Origin of the sequence: Aeromicrobium sp. PE09-221 (assembly GCF_002174305.1) — a bacterium.
Classification (GTDB): domain Bacteria; phylum Actinomycetota; class Actinomycetes; order Propionibacteriales; family Nocardioidaceae; genus Aeromicrobium.
Genome location: NZ_MIJB01000002.1, coordinates 109605 through 128792, shown reverse-complemented (window position 1 = coordinate 128792; position 19188 = coordinate 109605). Strand labels below are relative to the sequence as shown.

The window sequence follows — 19188 nt, the reverse complement described above, 5'->3', positions numbered from 1 at the left end:
CGAACCTTCGGTGTCTCCTCGGTGAACCGCGGCACGCCTCGTCGCCGGTTCCGTTACACTGGCCGAGAACCGTTCCCGATCACGAGGTATCCATCACCGTGAAGCTCTAGGTCCGAGACCTGTGCCGCGATCCGCCGGCGCGCTCGTCGACCTCTGCTCACGACCGGTTCATCACCGCGCAGCGTCTCCTCGCGTCCCCTCTTCTCTCCGGACCCTTCGAGGATGCCCGTGCGCCCCATTTCCCTCACCGCTACCCATCTCACCTTCACCTGGCCCGACGGGACTCCCGTCGTCGCGGATCTCGACCTCGCGCTCGGCCCCGGCCGGCACGGACTCATCGGCCGCAACGGATCGGGCAAGTCGACCCTGCTGAGGCTCCTGGCCGGGGAGCTGTCTCCGAGCTCCGGGCACGTGCAGGCCGCCGGCGAGCTCGCCTACCTGCCCCAGGATCCTGCCGTCGATCCCACGCGGAGCGTGGCCGAACTGCTGGGCGTCGAGGCGACGCTCAAGGCCATCGCCGCGATCGAGGCCGGTTCGGTCGACCCTGCCCACTTCGACGCTGTCGGCGACGACTGGGACATCGCCGGACGGATCGAGGCCACGCTCGGTCGCGTCGGACTCGACCATCTCGGCCTCGACCGATCCGTGGGAACGCTCTCGGGCGGCGAACTGGTGCTGCTGTCACTCACTGCCCTGTTGCTGCGCCGACCGTCGGTGTTGCTGCTCGACGAGCCCACCAATAATCTCGATCGCCGGACGCGCGGGCGTCTCTACGATGTCGTCGACGGCTTCACCGGCGCCCTCGTCGTCATCAGCCACGATCGCGAGTTGCTGGAGCGCGTGGACGACATCGGTGAACTGCGCGAGGGTGAGCTGCGCTGGTTCGGTGGCGGCTATAGCGACTACGAGGCCGCGATCGAGATCGAGCAGGAGGCCGCCTCCCGGGCCGTGGCGGCGGCTGCCTCGGATGTCCGGCGCCAGCAGCGGGAGCTCGCCGACCAGCAGATCAAGCAGGCTCGGCACGATCGCCACGGCAGGCAGCACAATCGCAACCTCCCGCCGATCGTCGCCAATGAGTACAAGCGGCGTGCCGAGGTGACCGCAGGCCGCTTACGCGGACTGCACGAGGATCGCCTGACAGAAGCCCGATCGACCCTTGACGATGCCGAGGGCCGGGTACGCAACGACCGGGAGATCAGTGTCGACCTGCCCGCGACCCGCGTACCTCCACGTCGGTGGGTGCTGGTCGCGGAGGGGCTTCGGGCGGAACACGGCGACGCCGAGCTCCACCTCGATCTGCGCGGTCCCGAGAGGATCGCGCTGACCGGTCCGAATGGCATCGGGAAGACCTCGCTGCTCCGCGTCCTCGTCGGCGTGGACGAGCCCGCGGAGGGAACCTGCGGGGTATTCGTCCCGGTGCGCTATCTCCCACAGGATCTGCGCCTGCTCGACCCGGGAATGTCGGTGGTCGACAATGTGCGACGCTTCGCGCCGGAGGCCGATCAGACCACGATTCGGTCCCAGCTCGCGCGATTCCTCTTCCGCGGCCGGGCGGCCGACCACCCCGCGGCGACCCTCTCCGGGGGTGAACGCTGGCGTGCGACCCTGGCCTGCTTGCTGCTGGCCGATCCCGCACCGCAGCTGCTCATCCTGGACGAGCCGACCAATAGCCTCGACCTCACCAGCGCCCACCACCTCGTGGAGGCTCTCGACTCCTATGAGGGCGCGCTCCTGGTGGTGAGCCACGACGAACGGTTCCTCGACGACCTCGCCTTGGACCGCCGAGTGGATCTACAGTGAGGCATGTGCCGGAACATCCGAACTCTCCACAATTTCGCACCAGCTGCCACTGACGACGAGGTCGACGCCGCGGCGCTGCAGTACGTCCGCAAGATCAGCGGAAGCACCAAGCCGTCGAAGGCCAACCAGGAGGCCTTCGACCGCGCGGTCCGCGAGATCGCCCATGTGACGCGGCATCTCCTCGACGATCTGGTCACCACCGCTCCGCCGAAGGATCGTGCCGTCGAGGCCGAGAAGGCTAAGGCACGCTCGGCTGCCCGCTTCGGCGCGGCAGAATCCAGCGTGTCAGCATGAGCCCCCACAGCGCGGCGTAGACGAACATCAGCAGCCCGTACACCGCACCTGGGATCGACATCTCGACGCTGCCCAGCACCTCGACCGCGACGTAGATCGCGAGCGTGGCATTGTGCACGCCGATCTCGAAGGAGCAGGCGATCGCCTGACGGTCGGTCACGCCCAGGGCGCGCGGCACGAAGAACCCGGCCAGCAAGCTCGCGAAGCAGAACAGCGTGGTGACGAGTCCGACCTGGCCGAGATAACCCAGCGCCTGGTCTCGCTGGTCGAACAGGACTCCCAGCACCAAGACCGACAAGATGACGGCGGAGGCGGTACGCACCGGACGGTCCATGTTCGCGGCGAAGGCAGGGCGTCGCGAGCGCACGAGCATCCCGAGGAGCACCGGACCGAGGACCACGATGAATACCTCCACCACCTTGCGGAACTGCAGATCAACCGACTCGCTCAGCCCGAAGTAGTTGATCGAGAGGTTGGTGATGAAGGGAAGGGTGATGATCGCGAGGACGGAGTTGACCGCCGTCAAGGTCACGTTCAAGGCGACATCGCCCCGGAACAGGTGGCTGTACAGATTAGCGATCGTGCCGCCCGGGGACGCTGCCAGCAGCATCATCCCCACCGCCAGGACCGGCGGCAGATCCAGCAGGATCACCAACCCGAAACAGACCGCCGGCAGGAGCGTGAGCTGACACAGCAAGGCCACGATGACCGCTTTCGGTTGTCGCCTGACGTCGCGGAAGTCCTGGACGGTGAGCGAGAGTCCCAGCCCGAACATGATGATGCCCAGGGCGATCGGGAGTCCGATCGTGGTGAGCGCCGAATCCATGCCACACCCTAACGTGACTCAGCCCACTCCCGGGGCGACTTCGACGATCCCGTCAGCCAAGGGCCTCGCGCAGCGCCGGAAGTCGCGCCTCGAAGGCCGCGACGCGGTCACGGGTGCGCTGGGGCTCTCCCTTGCGCTGCAGGTTGAGCATGCCGGGATCGCCGCGCTCGATGCCGGCGGCGATGCGCTCGGTCGCGGTGGTCATGCGGCGGACCACCGCGTCGAGCAAGGTCATCGGGCCCCATTCGCCGTAGGCGTCGACGACGAGGTCGATCCGCCGGGCGGCGTCCTCCACCGGGATCTCACGGTAGAGCGGGATGCCGGTCCAGCACAGGAAGGCGAGGTCGTCGATCGGGTCGCCGGGGCCGGCGAGGTCCCAGTCGATCATGGCGACGAAGTGGCCGCTCTGGATGATCCAGTTGTAGGCGCCCGGATCGTTGTGGCAGATGATCTGCCCCGGTTCGAGCTCGACCTCACCCGCTTGGCGCCAGGTGCGCGGGCCGTCCGGGCGGAAGCCCTCGACGATGTCGTGGAAGTCGCGCAGCCAGGTCGCCGCCTCGACCAGGACCTCGTCGAGCACCACCTCGTCGTCGACGGGGACGCCCCGCCCCTCGATATAGGAGACGACCTCGCGGCCGTCCTCGTCGATGCCGCCGACGTTCGGGATCCCGCCGAGACCCTCGCGGCTCAGCCAGGCCAGCAGCTCGTGGACGGCCGGCGTCCACGGTCCGGTCGGGCGCCGGACGGTGCGGCCGACTTTCCAGACCCCGCCGGAACCGCCGGGGAGGTGTTCGGGTGCAGTGTCGTCATCGCATGGCACCCTGTCATCGTGGCACATTCGCACGCGCACTCCTTCGAGGAACCTCGTCGTCCCCGGCTCGCCGCCGCGCTGGCCGTCGTCGTCGGCATCGTCGCCGTCGTCTCGGTGCTGGGCATGGTCCTGCTCTGGCCCAGCAGCGACGACGTCCCCACGGGGGCGGGCCCGTTGTCGAATCCCGGTGTCTCGCTCGTAGACGCCACGGTCACGGGGGTCGAACCCTTCGACTGCGGAAGCACCGGCATCGGCCCCGACAACACGCCGATGGTCGAGGGCGACTGTGCGCAGATCACCGCCACCACCGATGACGGCGAGGACGCCGAGTTCACCCTCGACCCGACGCGTTATGTCGGGGCGGGCATGAACGACGGCGACGCCATCCAGCTGATCCGCGACGCCCCCGACGGCCAGGAGGTCGTCTTCCAGTTCTACGACTACCAGCGCGGCAACCAGCTCTTCGTCATGGCCGCGGTGTTCGCGATCCTCGTGGTGGCGATCGCCCGCTGGCGCGGTCTTTTCGGTCTCCTCGGCATCGGCGTGGCGATGCTGGTGCTGCTGCAGTTCATCCTGCCCGCGCTGCTCGCGGGGGGACCGGCGCTCGCGATCGCCGTGGTCGGATCGATCGTCATCATGCTGGTGGTGCTGTATCTGGCCCACGGGGTGTCGATCCGGACCACGGCCGCATTGTTGGGCACCCTGTTCGGCGTCGGATTCACCGCACTCGCCGGCGCCTGGGCCACCAACTGGGCCCATCTGACCGGTGTGGGTAGTGAGGACGACCACCTGCTCGTGGCCAGCGCCCCGGGCATGAGCCTGTCGGGAGTCGTCGCGGCGACGATGGTCATCGCGGGTCTCGGCGTCCTGAACGACGTCACCGTCACGCAGGCCTCGGCGGTCTGGGAGATGCGGGGGCTCCAGCCGAGCGCCGGGCCTGCGCAGCTGTTCAAGTCCGCCATGCGCATCGGCCGCGACCACATCGCGTCGAGCGTCTACACGCTGGTGTTCGCCTACGCCGGGTCCGCCATGACGGTCCTGCTGCTGCTCACCGTCTATCGACAAGACCTCATGCAGTTCATCACCACCGAGCAGATCGGGCAGGAGATCGTCCGCACGCTCATCGGGGCCGTCGGCCTCGTCCTGGCCGTGCCCGCGACGACGGCGATCGCGGTCGCTCTCGCCCCCGCGGCCCGGACGGAGACCGACATCGACGGTGGCGATCATCGTCGTGAGCCGCACGCCGGTGGCGCGCACGCGACCGACCCCTCCTAGCCTGTTCCGGTGTCTGACTCCCTCTCCCCCGCGCCGCGTTCCGATCGCCTCGGCAGCGGTCTGCGGACCCGCCATCTGACGATGATGGGGCTCGGCTCGGCCATCGGCGCCGGGCTGTTCCTCGGCTCGGGCAGGGGCATCGCCATCGCCGGCCCCGCGGTCCTCGTGTCCTATGCGGTCGCGGGCGTCATCGTCGTGCTCGTGATGCGGATGCTCGCCGAGATGGCCAGCGCGCGGCCGGCGAGCGGCTCGTTCTCGGTCTACGCGGAGGAGGCACTCGGACCATGGGCCGGGTTCCTGCTCGGCTGGCTCTACTGGTTCATGCTCATCATGGTGCTCGGCGCGGAGATCACCGGTGCCGCCCAGATCGTCACCGGCTGGGCACCCGCTCTCCCCCAGTGGGCCGTCGCGCTGGTGTTCGTGGCGGTCTTCGCCGTGGTCAACCTGTGGGGTGTGCGGCAGTTCGGCGAGTTCGAGTTCTGGTTCGCCTTCATCAAGGTCGCCGCCATCATCGCCTTCCTGGTGACCGGGGTCGCGATGGCCTTCGGCTGGCTGCCCGGGACCTCAGCCGTCGGCACCGAGAACTTCCTCGGTCAGGGCGGTTTCGCCCCGCAAGGCTGGAGCGGGATCGCGGCCGGCCTGCTGGTCGTGGCCTTCGCCTTCGGTGGCATCGAGATCGTCACGATCGCCTCCGCCGAGGCCGAGGATCCGCAGACCGCGGTGGGCCGTGCCACCCGGAGCATCGTGTGGCGGATCCTGGTGTTCTACCTGGGCTCGATCGCAGTGATGGTGTTCGTGCTGCCGTGGGACTCTCCGGCTCTCGAGGCGAGTCCCTTCGCGTCCGTGCTCGACCTCGCCGGACTGCCGGTCGCGGCGACTGTGATGGAGATCGTCGTCGTCATCGCCTTGTTGTCGGCCTTCAACGCCCAGCTGTACGGCACATCGCGGATGGCCTACTCCCTCGCACGACGCGGCGACGGCCCCCGGGTGCTCACCCGGGTCTCCCGGGCCGATGTCCCCTGGGCCTCGGTGCTGGTCTCGATCTTCTTCGGTGTGGTCGCCGCCGGCCTCAATTGGCTGCTGCCCGAGACCCTGCTCGGCATCCTGCTCAATGCCGTGGGGGCGGCCCTCCTGGTCGTCTGGGTGCTCATCGCGCTCTCGCAGCTGCGTCTACGACCGATCCTCGTGGCGGAGGCCCAGGCGAGCGGGGAGCCCCTGCGCTTGCGGGCCTGGGGATACCCGTGGCTGACCTGGGGCGTACTGGTGGCGCTCGCGGCACTTACCGCGCTGATGCTGACCGACACGGCGGCACGCAACCAGCTCTTCTCGACCGCCGGTCTGGTCGCGGTGATCCTCGCGATCTACGCCCTCAGCGTCCAGCGCCAGCACGCGTCCCGCTGACCTCCGAACTCGTTGAGTGTGACGTTCGGACGGCGAAAACAGCCGATCAGCCGTCCAAACGTCACACTCAACGAGTTCCGGGCATCAGCGAAAGAAGGGGATGCCGTTGATGCGAACCGGTTGTCGGCGGCTGGCGCGCACGAGGCCGATGATCGTCAGCACGATGTGCAGGATCGTCACACCCAGCCAGGTGAGGATGATGAGCCCGAAGGGGAAGAAGCCCTCTATCGTCCGCTGCACGAAGAGGATGCTGAAGTGCGCCCCCACCAGCACGAAGGTCGCGATCAGATAGGTGAGCCCCCAGTTCGCGGCCCGGTTGGCATTCTCTCGGGCGAGGCCGCCGTACTTGATCTGGGATGCGGATGAGATGACCATCGCGATCCCGGCGATCACCGAGCCGATGAACGGGATCGGGAAGAAGACGAACAGTCCCAGCCCCCAGGGCAGGGCCCCGGTGGGAAGCTCACGCGGGTAGGGCGGTTGCGTCATCGGTGCTCCTCTTCTCGGGCGGCGGCCTGCACCCGGGCCACGAGCGTATCGAGCCAGGTTCCGACATTCCGCCTGGCCTCCGGGGTGTCGGGGTAGCGGCAGCGCAGGTGAAGACCGGTCTCGTCCAGCACGAACCAGAGCATCACGCCGTCGGTCCGGATCGCCGCGCTCACATACTGCGCTTCCAGACCATGCGTGTCCACGCGTACCGGCAGCCGCCGCAGGTCGAGCCAGGAGATCGCGAACATTCCGGGCGCCTCGGGCATACCGCCCCAGGCGCTCAGCACGTCGTCCATGGGCCAGGACCCGAGCCGCACCGCCTCTTTGACCGCCGCGGCGGCGCTGGGAGGGTCGGGGTCCGTGGACTCGATGACGGCATTGGTGATGAACCAGCCGACGGCATCGTGCCAGGCGGCGTCGTAGCGGCTGTGGACCGGGAAGACCGCTCGCAGCGGCACACCGGCCAGATCTCGCGTCACGTCGGTCATCGCGGAGACCATCAGGGCGAGGGTTGAGACACCGTACGCGCGAGCGCGGACCGAGTAGGCCGCGCTGTCCTCCACTCCGAGCACATCACGCACCTCCACCCGCTCCGGCTGCGGGCTCGGGTCGCCGAGCGGCAGCGGGAACCGCGGCATCACATCGCCACCGGCGGCCAGGATCTCGGCCCATCGGCGGCCGATGTCATCGGGAGCGCGGTCACGGTCCCGCAGAGCGCGCGTGTGGTCGGCGAAAGCCGGAACCGGGACCACCGGTCCCCCGGCATCGGAGGCCGCGAGGGCCGCCATGAAGTCGCGCAGGATCACCAGCATCGACCACATGTCCACGTGTGCGTGATCGGCGGCGATGGTCACCGTCGGGCCCGCCGCGGTCTCCAGCACACATAGGCGGTGCGATGGCCGGGCATAGGGGGTGCAGGCGAGGTCGAGGGCGTCACGTAGAGCGTCGTTGACCGCCTGGCCGGGCGCGATGGGGTGCTCGACCCAGTCCCCGGCACCGATCTCGACCTCGAAGGAACGCGGCAGGCCATCGTCTCCGGGGACGAAGACCGACCGCAGGGTGCCGTGCCGCGCGATCACCGCCAGCCAAGCGTCCGCGAGCGCGGCGCGCGGCACTGGCCCCGGCAGCCGGAAGGACAGCGCCATCCACGAGCCCGGCCGATCCCCCGCACCGACATGGCGGCGCTGGTCGAAGGAGACCGGCAGCTCCCGGCCTGGCGCGGAGACCCTCACGTCGTAGCCCAGCAGACGTCCGAACGGGAGTCGTAGATGCGCGACATTGGTGAGTCGCATGGCGGTACCCTAGCCCCGATCACCGAGCGACGTGAGGAGCCGCCATGCCGAGATTCGCCGTGCCGGGAGCGGATCTCGCCGTGGAGCTCAGCGATGAAGGCGGTCCTCCCGTCGTGCAGCTCCACGGCCTCACGTCGAGTCGCTCCCGTGATCGTGTCCTCAATCTCGATCTGGGCCGGGGCCTGAGCGGCACGCGGCTCCTGCGCTATGACGCCAGGGGCCACGGAGGATCATCGGGACGCGCGGTCGCCGAGGACTACCGCTGGCCGTCGTTGGCCGATGATCTGCTGAGGCTGATGGACCACTGGTTCCCAGGCGAGCAAGTCCACGGCGTCGGCCCCTCGATGGGCGCCGCGACCCTGCTGCACGCCGCCGTACGCGCGCCCGACCGATTCAGTGGACTGACGCTGCTCGTGCCGCCCACAGCCTGGGAGACACGACCGGCGAAGGCCGAGGAGTACCGGAAAGCCGCGCTGGTCGTCGAGGAGTACGGAGTCGAGGGCTTCGTCACCGCCGGGCGCGAGCAGCCTCGGCCCCCGGCGACGGCGGACGCGCCCGAGACCCGCCCCGATGTCCCTGAACGGCTCCTGCCCCCCGTCCTCCGCGGCGCCGCGCTGAGCGATCTCCCCGGTCACGATGACATCGCCCGTCTCGACATCCCCACGACGGTGCTGGCCTGGATCGACGATCCCTCGCATCCTGTCTCGACCGCCCGGAACCTGGTCGAGCTGCTGCCGAGTGCGACCATGGAGGTCGCGTCCACGCCCAGCGAGGTGCTCCGGTGGCCGGACAGGCTGCGCGACGACGTCGCGCGGATCTAGTCCGTGCGCAGCTCACCGTCGACATACCGCCAGTGCCCGTCCTCCCGGGCGAAACGGGACCGTTCGTGCACGATGCCGAGCTCTCCCCCGACCAGATAGGTGGCGCGGAACTCCACGATGCCCGTGACATCGTCCGGTCCCCCGCCGATCGCCTCGACGATCTGCAGGCCTCGCCATCGGGGATTGTCGGAGAGATCGATCTCGACCGGTCGGGTCGACGAGTGCCAGCTCGCGAGCAGCCAGTCGGCGTCGCCGCGCCGGAAGGCTTCGAATCTCGACCGCATCAGCTCCTCGGCCGTGGCGGGCCAGGCCCCGGTCACGGGACCGCGATCCTTCCCTCGGCGGGTGAGGAGGCCCGCGCGAGGGAGCGCCGGGGAATGCGTCCCGCCCGATAGGCGTCCCGCCCCGCCCGCACCGCGGCGCTCATCGCACGGGCCATCAGCGGGGCGTCGTGTGCGCGGGTCACCGCGCTGGCCAGGAGCACGGCATCGCATCCCAGCTCCATGGCGAGCGCGGCATCCGATGCGGTGCCCACCCCGGCATCGAGAACCACCGGGACGTGCGCGGCCTCGGCGATCATCGAGATGTTGTGCGGATTGAGGATTCCCAGGCCGGTGCCGATCGGAGCACCGGCTGGCATCACCGCCGCGACGCCGACATCCTCCAGTCGACGCGCGAGGATGGGATCGTCATTCGTGTACGCGAAGACCGAGAAGCCATCGGCCACGAGCTCGTCCGCGGCGGTCAGCAGCTCCAACGGATCGGGCAGCAGCGTGTCCTCGTCGGCCACGACCTCGAGCTTGATCCACTCCGTCTCCAGGGCCTCCCTCGCCAACTGTGCGGTCAGCACGGCATCGCGGGCGGTGAAGCAACCGGCGGTATTGGGCAGTGCATGGACCCCGAGACGTTCCAGCATCGCGAAGACCGAATTGCCTCCGGCGGCGGCATAGCGACGGATGGCCACGGTCGTCACCTGGGTGCCGGAGGCGACGAGCGCCTCCTCCAGCGTGGCGAGCGAGGTCGCGCCGCCGGTCCCCATGATGAGCCGGCTGTCGAGCTCGACTCCCGCGATGTTCACGGTGTCGTCCATGTCAGCCTCCTTGCGTCGCCGTCACGACGTCGACGGCGGCGCCGTCGACCATCAGGTGGTCGTGCCAGTCGCCGCGCGGGACGACCATGCCGTCGACCGCCACCGCGACGCCGAGGCGGCCTCCGTCGATCGGTGCGCTGGAGGCGTCCAGCTCGCGGTCGATGTGGCGGGCGATCGTCTCTCGCAGGGTGCTGCCCGCGGGCACCTTTGTCGGTGTCCCGTCGAGGACGATGGAGATGTGGCCGGCGGTCATGGTGCGCCTCCTGCGGTCGGATGTGGACGGTCGAAGCGGTGCGGGTCCAGCGTGGCGAGCGTCACAGGGTCCACCGGCGCCCGATCGACGAGATCGGCGGTCACCTTGCTGCCGAGCGGAGCCAGGAGGATCCCGTGGCGGAAGTAGCCCGTGGATACCACTAGGCCCGGGTCGAGACGGCCCACGAGGGGGATGTCGTCCGGTGTCCCCGGGCGTGCTCGGGTCATGGTCTCGACGAGGCGGGTGTCGAGCACTCCCGGCACGAGGCGCCACGCGTCGTCGAGGAGGCGGTGGACGCCCTCGGTGCTCGGACGCGGGTCGTCGTCCTCGCGGGTCGTGGCGCCGACCACGAGGCTCCCGTCACGTCGCGGCACGAGGTAGACCGGTCGACCGCGCACGAGGCCGCGGACGGTGCGGGTCAGCAGGGGCCGCGTGCCGCGGGACGGTTCGAGGCGGAGGATGTCGCCGTAGACCGGCCGCAGCGCCAGGGACGGAACGCCGGGCAGAGAGGTGAGACCGGTGCAGAGCACCACCTGGCCGGAACGATGCTCGGCGCCGTCGGCGAGCCGGACGCCCGTCGTGATGTCCTCCTCCCGGAGTATCCCGGCGACCTCGGAACGGATGACCCGATCGCCCAGCACCTCGAGCAGTGCCGCGCACAGCGCGCGCGGATCGATCTGGTGATCGTCCGGGAGGCTGACTCCGCCGGCGATACCGGGTGCCAGGGCGCTCTCGAGCCGTCGGGCGGCGAGTGAGGACACGCGGACGGCGCGCAGACCGAGCGAGGCCTGGAGGGCGGTGAGCTCGTCGAGGGCGGCGCGGTCCGCGTGATCGAAGGCCACGACGAGGGTCTCGGTCGGGAGATAGCCGACATCCGCGGCGCGGCCCGGCACGAGACGCTCCACGAGATCGGCGTAGCGTCGCGCGGACTCGACCATGAGCGGATAGAGGGACGGCTGACCCCAGACGATCTCCGAAGCCGGTGCGAGCATCCCGGCCGCCGCACGCGTCGCGCCGGAAGCGGGCGCGGGATCGTAGACCGTGACATCCCAGCCTCGCTCGACGAGGCGCCAGGCGGTGGTGAGGCCGATGATCCCGGCCCCGACGACGATGACGTCGGCCAACGGTGTCCCTTCCTCCGGCGGCATGATCCGCATCAGGTCTGGCGGTCGGCACATGGCCCTCTCAGCCCCCTCCGGGGCTCCCGCGAACACGACTAGCCTAGAGGACATGACCGACGCTCCTCCGTTCGCCGTTGCCTCATCCGCCTCGCTCAGCGGCGCCGAGCGACGCCGGCGTCTCGCCGATGCGCGCCTCTATGTGTGCACGGATGCGCGACCTGGTGAGGACATCGCGGAGTTCGCGAGCGCCGCTTTCGGCGGCGGCGTCGACATCATCCAGGTGCGAGACAAGACGATCGAGGCGGCAGACGAGATCGCGGCCCTCACCGCGGTGGCCGCAGCGGCACGCGGTCATGGAGCGATGTTCGCGGTCAATGACCGAGCGGACGTGGCCGCGCTGGTGGGGGCGGATGTCTTCCACATCGGGCAGCGCGATCTCACCCCGGGCCAGGCGCGGGGCCTACTGGGCCCCGATGTGCTGATCGGACGGTCGACCCATGCGGTGGAGCAGATCGATGCCGCCGAATCCGATCCCGATGTGGACTACTTCTGCGTCGGCCCGGTCTGGGAGACCCCGACCAAGCCCGGCCGGGACGCGGTCGGCATCGACGTGCTCCGCTACGCGGCCGCGATGGCGACGAAGCCGTGGTTCGCGATCGGCGGCATCGCCGCGGGGGATCGTCTCGATGCGGTGCTCGCGGCCGGTGCGGAACGGGTCGTCGTGGTGCGTGCGGTCACGCGGGCCGATGATCCCGCTGCCGCGGCCCGCGAGCTCCGTGCCCGCTTGGGCTGAGATGTCTCAGCGGCTCCGGCGACGCAGCGACCGCAGGTCCAGCCAGCGTGGGACGCGGCGTGCGTAGGCGTCGTAGTCCGAGCCGAAGGCGACGCGGAGGGCCTGCTCCTCGGCGGGAATCTGCAAGCGGTCGATCATGCCCACGTAGAGGACGACCGGAAGTCCGGCTGTCCAGGACCGTCGGCCCACCGCGTGGGCGAGCAGAAGTCCTGCCATTCCCACATACATGGGGTTGCGCGTCAGACGGTAGGGGCCGGTCTCGACCAATGCGCTCACCCGGTCGACCTCGACCGGGTTGACGGTGGTGTCCTGCTGACGGAACCGGGCGACCGACCCCGTCAGCATCCAGGCGGAGCCGGCGGCCAGCGCCGCGGCACCGGCGAGGGAGGCGCGTGTGGGCGCTGAACGTCTGGCGCCGACCGCCTGCAGGATGGCGGCGATTCCCGTGAGCAGGAGAGGCGGGACCCGCGGCACACTCACGATGGTGCCTCCGAGGCCGACCGCCATTGCAAAGCGCCTGCTGCGGCATCGACGAGGAGGAGGGACCGTGTATCGAGCACCGCGTTCTCAGCCCATCTGTCCGGTCACCTGGGAGCGCAGCGCGGCGGCATCTCTCGCGTCCACACCGAATCCGAGGCCCATGATCTTCTTGCCGTCGGAAGCCTGACGCAGGGACTTGCCATCGATCCGCAGGTCGGCCGGTGATGCGATGGCGTAGCGCTTGAGCGTCATCCCGAGCGGGTTGCGGATCTGGATCTCACCCGGCTCGACCTTGGCCATGGGGTTGACCAGCATCAGCACCCCGAGCGCGACGAGGATGCCACCGGCTGCGGTCCCGATTCCCTGACCGGTCAGGATCGAGGTGAGCGCCAGCAGTGCCCCGATCACCAGCTCAGCGACCGCGAGGCCCCGGTGGTAGCGAATCGTCATCGGCGTCATGGCCACACCCTATGTGGACCCGGCCTCGCCCTCGATCCCGGCCAGGCGGTGTCATGAATCAGCGAAGACACCCAGTCGATTCCCGCTCGGGTCGATGAACTCGAACCGTCGCCCGCCCGGGAAGTCATAGGGTCCCGCCGCGATCGTTCCGCCTGCGTCCCGAACGGCTTCGACCGTGGAATCCAGGTCGTCGGAGAACAGCAGCACGAGAGGGCCGTCGCCACCGGGCGTCGAGGTGGCATTCAAGCCACCGATCTCGCTTTCCCCCTCGGGTGACCTGATCCCGCTGTACGACGGGCCGTAGTCGTTGAACTCCCAGCCGAAAGCCGCCGTGTAGAAGTCGCGGGTCGCGGTGAGGTCGCTGACCCCGAACTCGATATAGCTGATCACATGATGCGTCGGTACGGGCATATCGCGACGTTACTGGTCTTTCCTCGCTGACCACCAGCCCGACGAGGCACGGCTCAGCTCACCTTCCACGAGATCGTCGTGAACTCCGGTGACGGAGCCCGTCACCGGGTCCGCGCGACGGCACGCAGACACCTTTGTGGTCAGCTGAGTTCGCGTTTGAGGATTTTGCCGGTGGAGGTCATCGGGAGTTCATCGCGGAACTCCACGATGCGCGGATACTTGTATGCCGCGAACTGTTCCTTGCCCCAGGCGATCAGCTCGTCCTCGGTGATCTCGGCACCGGGCTCGCGGACCACGACGGCCTTGATCTCCTCACCATGGGACTCGTGCGGCACACCGATGACCGCGACCAGCGAGACCGCCGGATGCGTCATCAACACCTCCTCGAGCTCACGCGGGTACACGTTGTAGCCGCCACGGATGATCATGTCCTTACTACGATCGACGATGAAGTAGTAGCCGTTCTCGTCACGGCGGGCGAGGTCACCAGAGCGGAACCACTCACCGCGGATGGCCTCCTCAGTGGCGGCAGGACGCTTGTAGTAGCCCTTCATGATGCCGTGACCCTTGATCGCGATCTCACCAATAGCCTCAGGATCATCGGGGATCTCGTTCCAGTCGTTATCGATGAGCTTCATCTCCACCCCCGGGACCGGCTTACCGATCGAACCCACCACCGGCGGCTCGCCCCACGGCGAGAAGGAGGCCACCGGCGAGGTCTCCGACAACCCATAACCCTCCAGGATCGTCACACCAAACTTCTCGGCGAACTGCCGGTGAATATCGCCAGGCAGCGCCGCACCACCGGCCGCGGCCACCCGCAGATTCCTGGCGATCTCGGCGACATCGACCGTCTCATCGAGCGCCCCGAGCAGACCCCAGTACATCGTCGGGACACCCGCGAAGAAAGTGACCTTCTCGCTCAACAACAGCTTGATAGCCGACGCGGCGTCAAAACGCGGCAACATCACCATCGTGCCGCCATAGAGCAGGCAGCCGTTCTGGATCACACTCTGACCAAAGATGTGGAACAGCGGCAGCACCGCCAGATAGATGTCGGGATTGTTCTCATCGGCCTCGAACAAGGCCTCCCCGAGGGCCGCATTATCGTACAGATTGCGGTGCCGCAGCTCCGCTCCCTTCGGCTGACCCGTCGTACCCGAGGTGTAGAGGATCACCGCCGTGTCATCATCATCGCGCTCCACAGTCTCAAAGACCGGCGACTGCTCGGCCACCAACGGCGCATAATACTCCGGCCCCTCCAACGGAGCCGGAGCCGCAGAATCCAACTTGATCAAGAAGAAATCCTCGACCCCCTCGACCTGCTGGAAACCCTCCCACGCGTTATCACCGATCGGCACACCAGGCGCACCCTCAAACGCGAAATACACCTTCGCATCAGAATCATCCAGATGATAAGCCACCTCACGGGCCGTCAGCAGGATGTTCAACGGCACCACCGTGGCACCCGCCTTGAGAATCCCGAAATAGACGATCGTGAAATACGGCAGATTCGGGATCGAGATCGCGACCTTATCACCCGGCTCAATACCCCGGCTCACCAGCAGATTCGCGACCCGACTAGCCGCGCCGTCAACCTGCGCGTAAGACAGACGCGTATCGCCGAACACGATCGCAGTCCGCTCAGGATACTTCGCGGTGATCTCATCGAGCAGGCTGGCGAGGTTGGACATGCGGGACCTTTCCGTCACAGAGCGATGGGGAGTGCGGGAACGGGTGCGGTGAGCTCGTCGATGAGCACCGACACGTCCGGGAGAGAATCGAGACCGAGCACCAGATCCTCGATACGCGCCCACCGGTCGACGATGTCGATGGAGGCAGCGAGGCGACGAGCCTTGGCGACCACGTCGGCATTCGACAACGGGCGCGTCGGACCGCCGAGCGGGCCGGCCACCTCGATCTCGACGGACTCGCCCGAGCGCAACGCGATGACCATCCGAGTGCGGAAACGATCCTCGGGGCCGTCGAACGCCGGGCAGTGATGGACGTCGATGCGATCGAGGAGGCTCCAGACATCGTCGGCACCAACCCGGTCATGCGTGAACTGTTCGGCGAGCACCTGGCCGTCGAGGAGCGCGACGCAGACGGCATAGCCGATGTTCATCTGGGCGCCGATCGTCTCCAACGGCCGCTCGGGGCGCCACCAGCCGTGGTGGTAGGCCGCGTGCGATACCTCGACGGAGATGGACTCGACATCGTCGCCCGCGATCCCCCGAGAACGTGCTTCCAGGGCGCAGTCGATGGGCGCGTGCGTGGCGGCCATGGCCGCATACGCCTTCACGCCCGTGTCCATGAGCGCCCACTCACGGCCGAGAGCGTCGACGATCAGATCGGCCCGCGGATCGTGCCCTTCCCCGAAGGTGGCGAGGAATCCGCCGTATTCGCGCTCATACACGCGCTTGATGCCCGTGTATCCGGCCTCGGCGAGCGCCGCGGCGTACAGGCCGTTGCGGGAGGAGAATCCGTGGTGCATGCGCTTGGACATCGCCTCGTACTGCGCCGCCATCAGCCCGGCGGACTGTGTGCCTGCGAGGCCGAGAGCGTCCTCGACCCTCGCTGGATCGAGCCGACGCAAGCGCGCCGAGGTCGCGGCGCTCGCGTGTGTGCCGAAGACCGCGCCCGAGTGCCACCCACGGGACAACATCTCGGCACCGTGCAGAGCCAGCCCCACGCGCGGCCCCACCTCGTACCCCGCGATAAGAGCGGTGAGCGTCTCCTCCCCCGACACGGTCCAGCCGAGCGCCGAGATCGTGCTGAGCGCGCTCGGCACCACCAGGGAATTGCTATGCAGCGGTGCACGGACGTGATAGTCGTCCAGCTCGAAGCCCTGGATGAAGGTCCCGTTGAGCAGGCACGCCGCCGGACCCGAGGTGGTCAGACCCCACCCGATGACGGGGACGTCACCTTTCCCCTCGAGCGCCACGACGGTGTCGACCGCGCGCTCGGACCAGGGCAGCCGGGCACCGACCAGCGCACAGATCAATCCGTCGAGGACGAGGTGGCGGGCACGCTCACGGACGGGCTGGGGCACGTCATCGTGCTGGAGCCCGGCCACCCAGGTGGCCAACCGACCGGTGACCCCAGCAGCATCGGTCGGCTGTTCTGCGGGCGAGTAGGTCGTCATGCCGTCACCTCGTAACGTCGGCGGATACGCAGCTCCAGCTGCTGGAGCGCGAGAGTGGGAACCAGCGCGAGCACCCCGATGAGAAGGACCTGACCCATGATGTTCTCCACGCGGGCCAGCGACAGGTTGCGCAGCAGCTCATAGCCCAGACCGGAGGATCCGGAGAACATCTCGGCCAGCAGCAACCCGATCAGGGTCAGCCCGAAGCACAGTCGCATGCCGGCAGCCAGCGACGGCAGGACACTCGGCACCACGATGCGTCGGATCAGCGACCACCGCGACATGCCCAGGCTCGCGGACATCTTCAGGTGGAGCCGGCTGACCCCGGCGGTTGCCTCGACCATGATCAGGAACATCGGCAGAACGCCGGAGACGAAGGCGAAGGACCCGCGGCTCATATCGCCGATACCCAGGAAGAGCAGGAAGATCGGGTACAGCACGATCTTCGGGATGCTGTTGAGCGCGTAGACCAGAGGCAGCGCGGCACCGGACCAGAAAGCGCTGAGGCCCAGCATCATCCCGGCGACCGATCCGATGACGACGGCAGCCCCGTAGGACAGCAGCAGTACCCGAGCCGTGTCGACGACGCTCCCGAGGAATCGCGAGCTCGACAGATCGGACCATAGACTCTCCAGTGCCTCGGCCGGGCCTGGGTACACCGCGCTGTCAGCCAGCGACGACGAGACCGCCCAGGCGATCACGATGAGTCCGGCGAGGACGAGGGGCGGAGCCCAGGCAGGAGATCCCGGGTGCCGGTCGGTGCTGGCGCCTCGGTGGCTCTCACGTACGCTACGGGCGTTCATCGGCGCCTCCAGTCGAACGAGCTCAGGGCGGCGCTCAGTGTGAGATTCGCCAGGAGGGCGAAGACGCTCACGAAGACGATGCCCGCGTACATGTCGACGGTGTTGAAGTTGTTGTAGGCCCTGTTGACGACCTGGCCCAGCCCGGTCGTGGCCAGGATGAACTCCGTGGCGAGGACGGCGATGATGGCATAGCCGAGACCGAGCTTGAGGCCCGCCAGGATGTCGGGCAGCGCCGATGGCAGGAGGATCTTGCGCAACTGCTGAGACGGCGTCATCTCCAGCGATCGCGCGAGTTTGGTGACGATCGGGGGCGTCGACTCGAACCCGACCAGGGAGTTGGCGATGACGATCACCACGCTGAAAAGCGTCGCCAGCAGGATGATCGGCACCATCCCCGTCCCGAACATCACGACCATGACGGGGTAGAGCGCGAAGATCGGCAGCGCGTAGAACACGTTCACATAGGGCTTCATCGCCCGGTGGATCCATCGATAGCGCGACATCGCATAGGCGACGCCCACGCCCACGAGGGCCGAGGCCACGAAGCTCACGCAGATCAGGAGCGCGCTACGGAGCAGGGCGTCGACGACGAAGTCACGGTCGCCGAGCAGCTCGATGGATCGCGTCGCCATCTCGCTCACGGGGATGAGATCGAGGCGGGACACCGCACCGGATCGAGCGTAGAGCTCCAGCGACGCCACCATCACGACGAGGAGCACGAGCGTCCACCCCCGAGCCGGCATCCCCGCCACCCGCGCCGGCGTGGGGCGCACATAGGCGGGGACGACCGAACGCGCCGTCACCGCTCGCTCCGCATGGCAACTTCGGCCTCACTGCGGATCTGCGCCCAGATCCGCTCCTGCGCCTCGGTCGCCGACTGTTCCGACAGCGCCACATGCGACCTCGGACGAGGCAAGTCGATCGGCACCTCGTCGATGAAGGTGCCCGGCCTGCGGCCCATTACCAGAACACGATCCGACAGCAGCACGGCCTCCTGGATGCTGTGCGTGATGAACAGGACGCCGCAGCCGATCGTGTCGACCACACGGAGCAGCTCCTCCGCCATCAGCATGCGGGTCTGCTCGTCGAGAGCACCGAACGGCTCGTCGGCCAGGATCAGGTCCGGCTCTGTCGACATCGCGCGCGCCATGGCCACGCGCTGCCGCATGCCGCCGGACAGCTGCGCGGGATAGTGGTCCTCGAAGCCGGCCAGACCGACGATCTGAACGAGCTCGCGCGCCTTGTCACGGCGTTCCTTGCGTCCGATCCCTCGCACCTCGAGCGCGAAGGCGACATTGTCGAGGACGGTCCGCCACGGAAGCGTCGCGGACTCCTGGAACACGATCGCGGTCCGCCGGCGGGGGCCGTCCACCGGGGCGCCGTCGATCTCGACCGTGCCCGAGGCAGGATCCTGCAAGGCGCCGACGATCTCCAGCAAAGTGGACTTGCCGCATCCGCTGGGACCGACGATCGAGACGAACTCTCCTCGTTCGATCCGCAGATCGACCGGGCCGAGGGCGTGGACGGGACCGAAGTGCTGTTCGACCTGCGTCGCCCGCACGATGGGCGTCGTGGCGCTGCTCATGGGCACGTTCTCCTGGACGGTCTGGGTACTCATCGGCCA

22 protein-coding genes and 1 riboswitch are annotated in these 19188 nt (G+C 68.3%); of the genes, 6 read left to right on the top strand and 16 right to left on the bottom strand.

The features are described 5' to 3' along the window. The first annotated feature begins 228 nt into the window (after positions 1-228). Together BHE97_RS00765 and BHE97_RS00760 are read left to right on the top strand one after the other, a co-directional pair. Complete coding sequence (locus BHE97_RS00765) at positions 229-1800, top strand: ABC-F family ATP-binding cassette domain-containing protein (RefSeq protein WP_236757461.1); 1572 nt, start codon at positions 229-231, stop codon at positions 1798-1800. A 3-nt stretch (positions 1801-1803) separates the two neighbouring features. Then, a complete protein-coding gene (locus BHE97_RS00760) occupies positions 1804-2094 on the top strand; it encodes a DUF2277 domain-containing protein (protein WP_087622103.1) in 291 nt (96 codons plus the stop codon). On the opposite strand, the gene BHE97_RS00755 is transcribed toward BHE97_RS00760, so the two are convergent. Both BHE97_RS00755 and BHE97_RS00750 read right to left on the bottom strand, forming a co-directional pair. Continuing rightward, a complete protein-coding gene (locus BHE97_RS00755; protein ID WP_087622102.1) occupies positions 2039-2920 on the bottom strand; it encodes a bile acid:sodium symporter family protein in 882 nt (293 codons plus the stop codon). The genes BHE97_RS00760 and BHE97_RS00755 overlap by 56 nt on opposite strands. 52 nt (positions 2921-2972) lie before the next feature. Continuing rightward, the gene (locus BHE97_RS00750) at positions 2973-3740 is read right to left on the bottom strand and encodes a phosphotransferase (RefSeq protein ID WP_236757460.1); all 768 of its coding nucleotides are present in this window, start codon (positions 3738-3740) and stop codon (positions 2973-2975) included. A 9-nt stretch (positions 3741-3749) separates the two neighbouring features. Here BHE97_RS00750 and BHE97_RS00745 point away from each other — a divergent pair, with 9 nt between their 5' ends. Together BHE97_RS00745 and BHE97_RS00740 are read left to right on the top strand one after the other, a co-directional pair. Beyond that, positions 3750-5006 (top strand): YibE/F family protein, encoded by a 1257-nt coding sequence (locus tag BHE97_RS00745; protein WP_087622100.1) that lies wholly within the window; start codon positions 3750-3752, stop codon positions 5004-5006. A 9-nt stretch (positions 5007-5015) separates the two neighbouring features. After that, entirely contained in the window at positions 5016-6407 is a 1392-nt protein-coding gene (locus BHE97_RS00740) for an amino acid permease (RefSeq protein WP_272896885.1), read from the top strand. 84 nt (positions 6408-6491) lie between these two features. Here the strand turns inward: BHE97_RS00740 and BHE97_RS00735 are convergent, their stop codons facing one another. Both BHE97_RS00735 and BHE97_RS00730 read right to left on the bottom strand, forming a co-directional pair. After that, positions 6492-6896: a DUF4870 domain-containing protein gene (locus tag BHE97_RS00735; RefSeq protein WP_087622099.1), complete on the bottom strand. Its 405-nt coding sequence runs from the start codon at positions 6894-6896 to the stop codon at positions 6492-6494. Next, entirely contained in the window at positions 6893-8188 is a 1296-nt protein-coding gene (locus BHE97_RS00730; RefSeq protein ID WP_140399922.1) for a peptide synthetase, read from the bottom strand. Before BHE97_RS00730 ends, BHE97_RS00735 begins: the two co-directional genes overlap by 4 nt. Before the next feature lie 44 nt (positions 8189-8232). On the opposite strand from BHE97_RS00730, the gene BHE97_RS00725 reads away from it, so the two are divergent. After that, positions 8233-9009: an alpha/beta fold hydrolase gene (locus BHE97_RS00725; protein ID WP_087622098.1), complete on the top strand. Its 777-nt coding sequence runs from the start codon at positions 8233-8235 to the stop codon at positions 9007-9009. Here the strand turns inward: BHE97_RS00725 and BHE97_RS00720 are convergent. The 4 genes from BHE97_RS00720 to thiO all read right to left on the bottom strand — a co-directional run bounded on the left by BHE97_RS00720 (position 9006) and on the right by thiO (position 11500). Continuing rightward, positions 9006-9329: a YchJ family metal-binding protein gene (locus BHE97_RS00720; RefSeq protein ID WP_236757459.1), complete on the bottom strand. Its 324-nt coding sequence runs from the start codon at positions 9327-9329 to the stop codon at positions 9006-9008. The two genes, BHE97_RS00725 and BHE97_RS00720, sit on opposite strands and share 4 nt — an antisense overlap. Next, complete coding sequence (locus BHE97_RS00715; RefSeq protein ID WP_087622097.1) at positions 9326-10099, bottom strand: thiazole synthase; 774 nt, start codon at positions 10097-10099, stop codon at positions 9326-9328. The genes BHE97_RS00720 and BHE97_RS00715 overlap by 4 nt, the downstream gene beginning before the upstream one ends. 1 nt (position 10100) lies before the next feature. Next, entirely contained in the window at positions 10101-10352 is a 252-nt protein-coding gene (gene thiS / locus BHE97_RS00710; protein ID WP_087622096.1) for a sulfur carrier protein ThiS, read from the bottom strand. Next, positions 10349-11500: a glycine oxidase ThiO gene (gene thiO / locus BHE97_RS00705; protein ID WP_236757458.1), complete on the bottom strand. Its 1152-nt coding sequence runs from the start codon at positions 11498-11500 to the stop codon at positions 10349-10351. Before thiO ends, thiS begins: the two co-directional genes overlap by 4 nt. Continuing rightward, positions 11468-11570, bottom strand: a riboswitch (TPP riboswitch). It overlaps the preceding gene by 33 nt. Before the next feature lie 12 nt (positions 11571-11582). On the opposite strand from thiO, the gene thiE reads away from it, so the two are divergent. Further along, entirely contained in the window at positions 11583-12266 is a 684-nt protein-coding gene (gene thiE, locus BHE97_RS00700) for a thiamine phosphate synthase (protein ID WP_087622095.1), read from the top strand. A 6-nt stretch (positions 12267-12272) separates the two neighbouring features. Here the strand turns inward: thiE and BHE97_RS00695 are convergent, their stop codons facing one another. The 8 genes from BHE97_RS00695 to BHE97_RS00660 form a co-directional block, all read right to left on the bottom strand. Then, positions 12273-12746 (bottom strand): isoprenylcysteine carboxylmethyltransferase family protein, encoded by a 474-nt coding sequence (locus BHE97_RS00695; RefSeq protein ID WP_236757457.1) that lies wholly within the window; start codon positions 12744-12746, stop codon positions 12273-12275. An 87-nt stretch (positions 12747-12833) separates the two neighbouring features. Next, on the bottom strand, positions 12834-13205 hold the full coding sequence (locus BHE97_RS00690; protein ID WP_087622093.1) for a hypothetical protein: 372 nt from the start codon (positions 13203-13205) through the stop codon (positions 12834-12836). A gap of 51 nt (positions 13206-13256) precedes the next feature. Continuing rightward, the gene (locus BHE97_RS00685) at positions 13257-13616 is read right to left on the bottom strand and encodes a VOC family protein (protein WP_087622092.1); all 360 of its coding nucleotides are present in this window, start codon (positions 13614-13616) and stop codon (positions 13257-13259) included. A gap of 140 nt (positions 13617-13756) precedes the next feature. Then, positions 13757-15310, bottom strand: coding sequence for a long-chain fatty acid--CoA ligase (locus BHE97_RS00680; RefSeq protein WP_087622091.1), 1554 nt, complete (start codon positions 15308-15310; stop codon positions 13757-13759). Positions 15311-15324: 14 nt separating this feature from the next. Further along, positions 15325-16761 (bottom strand): MmgE/PrpD family protein, encoded by a 1437-nt coding sequence (locus tag BHE97_RS00675; RefSeq protein WP_087622090.1) that lies wholly within the window; start codon positions 16759-16761, stop codon positions 15325-15327. Continuing rightward, positions 16758-17564: an ABC transporter permease subunit gene (locus BHE97_RS00670; RefSeq protein ID WP_087622089.1), complete on the bottom strand. Its 807-nt coding sequence runs from the start codon at positions 17562-17564 to the stop codon at positions 16758-16760. The genes BHE97_RS00675 and BHE97_RS00670 overlap by 4 nt, the downstream gene beginning before the upstream one ends. Further along, positions 17561-18367, bottom strand: a complete 807-nt coding sequence (locus tag BHE97_RS00665) for an ABC transporter permease (RefSeq protein WP_236757456.1) — start codon at positions 18365-18367, stop codon at positions 17561-17563. The genes BHE97_RS00670 and BHE97_RS00665 overlap by 4 nt, the downstream gene beginning before the upstream one ends. Next, entirely contained in the window at positions 18364-19182 is an 819-nt protein-coding gene (locus tag BHE97_RS00660; protein ID WP_087622088.1) for an ABC transporter ATP-binding protein, read from the bottom strand. Before BHE97_RS00660 ends, BHE97_RS00665 begins: the two co-directional genes overlap by 4 nt. Positions 19183-19188 lie beyond the last annotated feature (6 nt).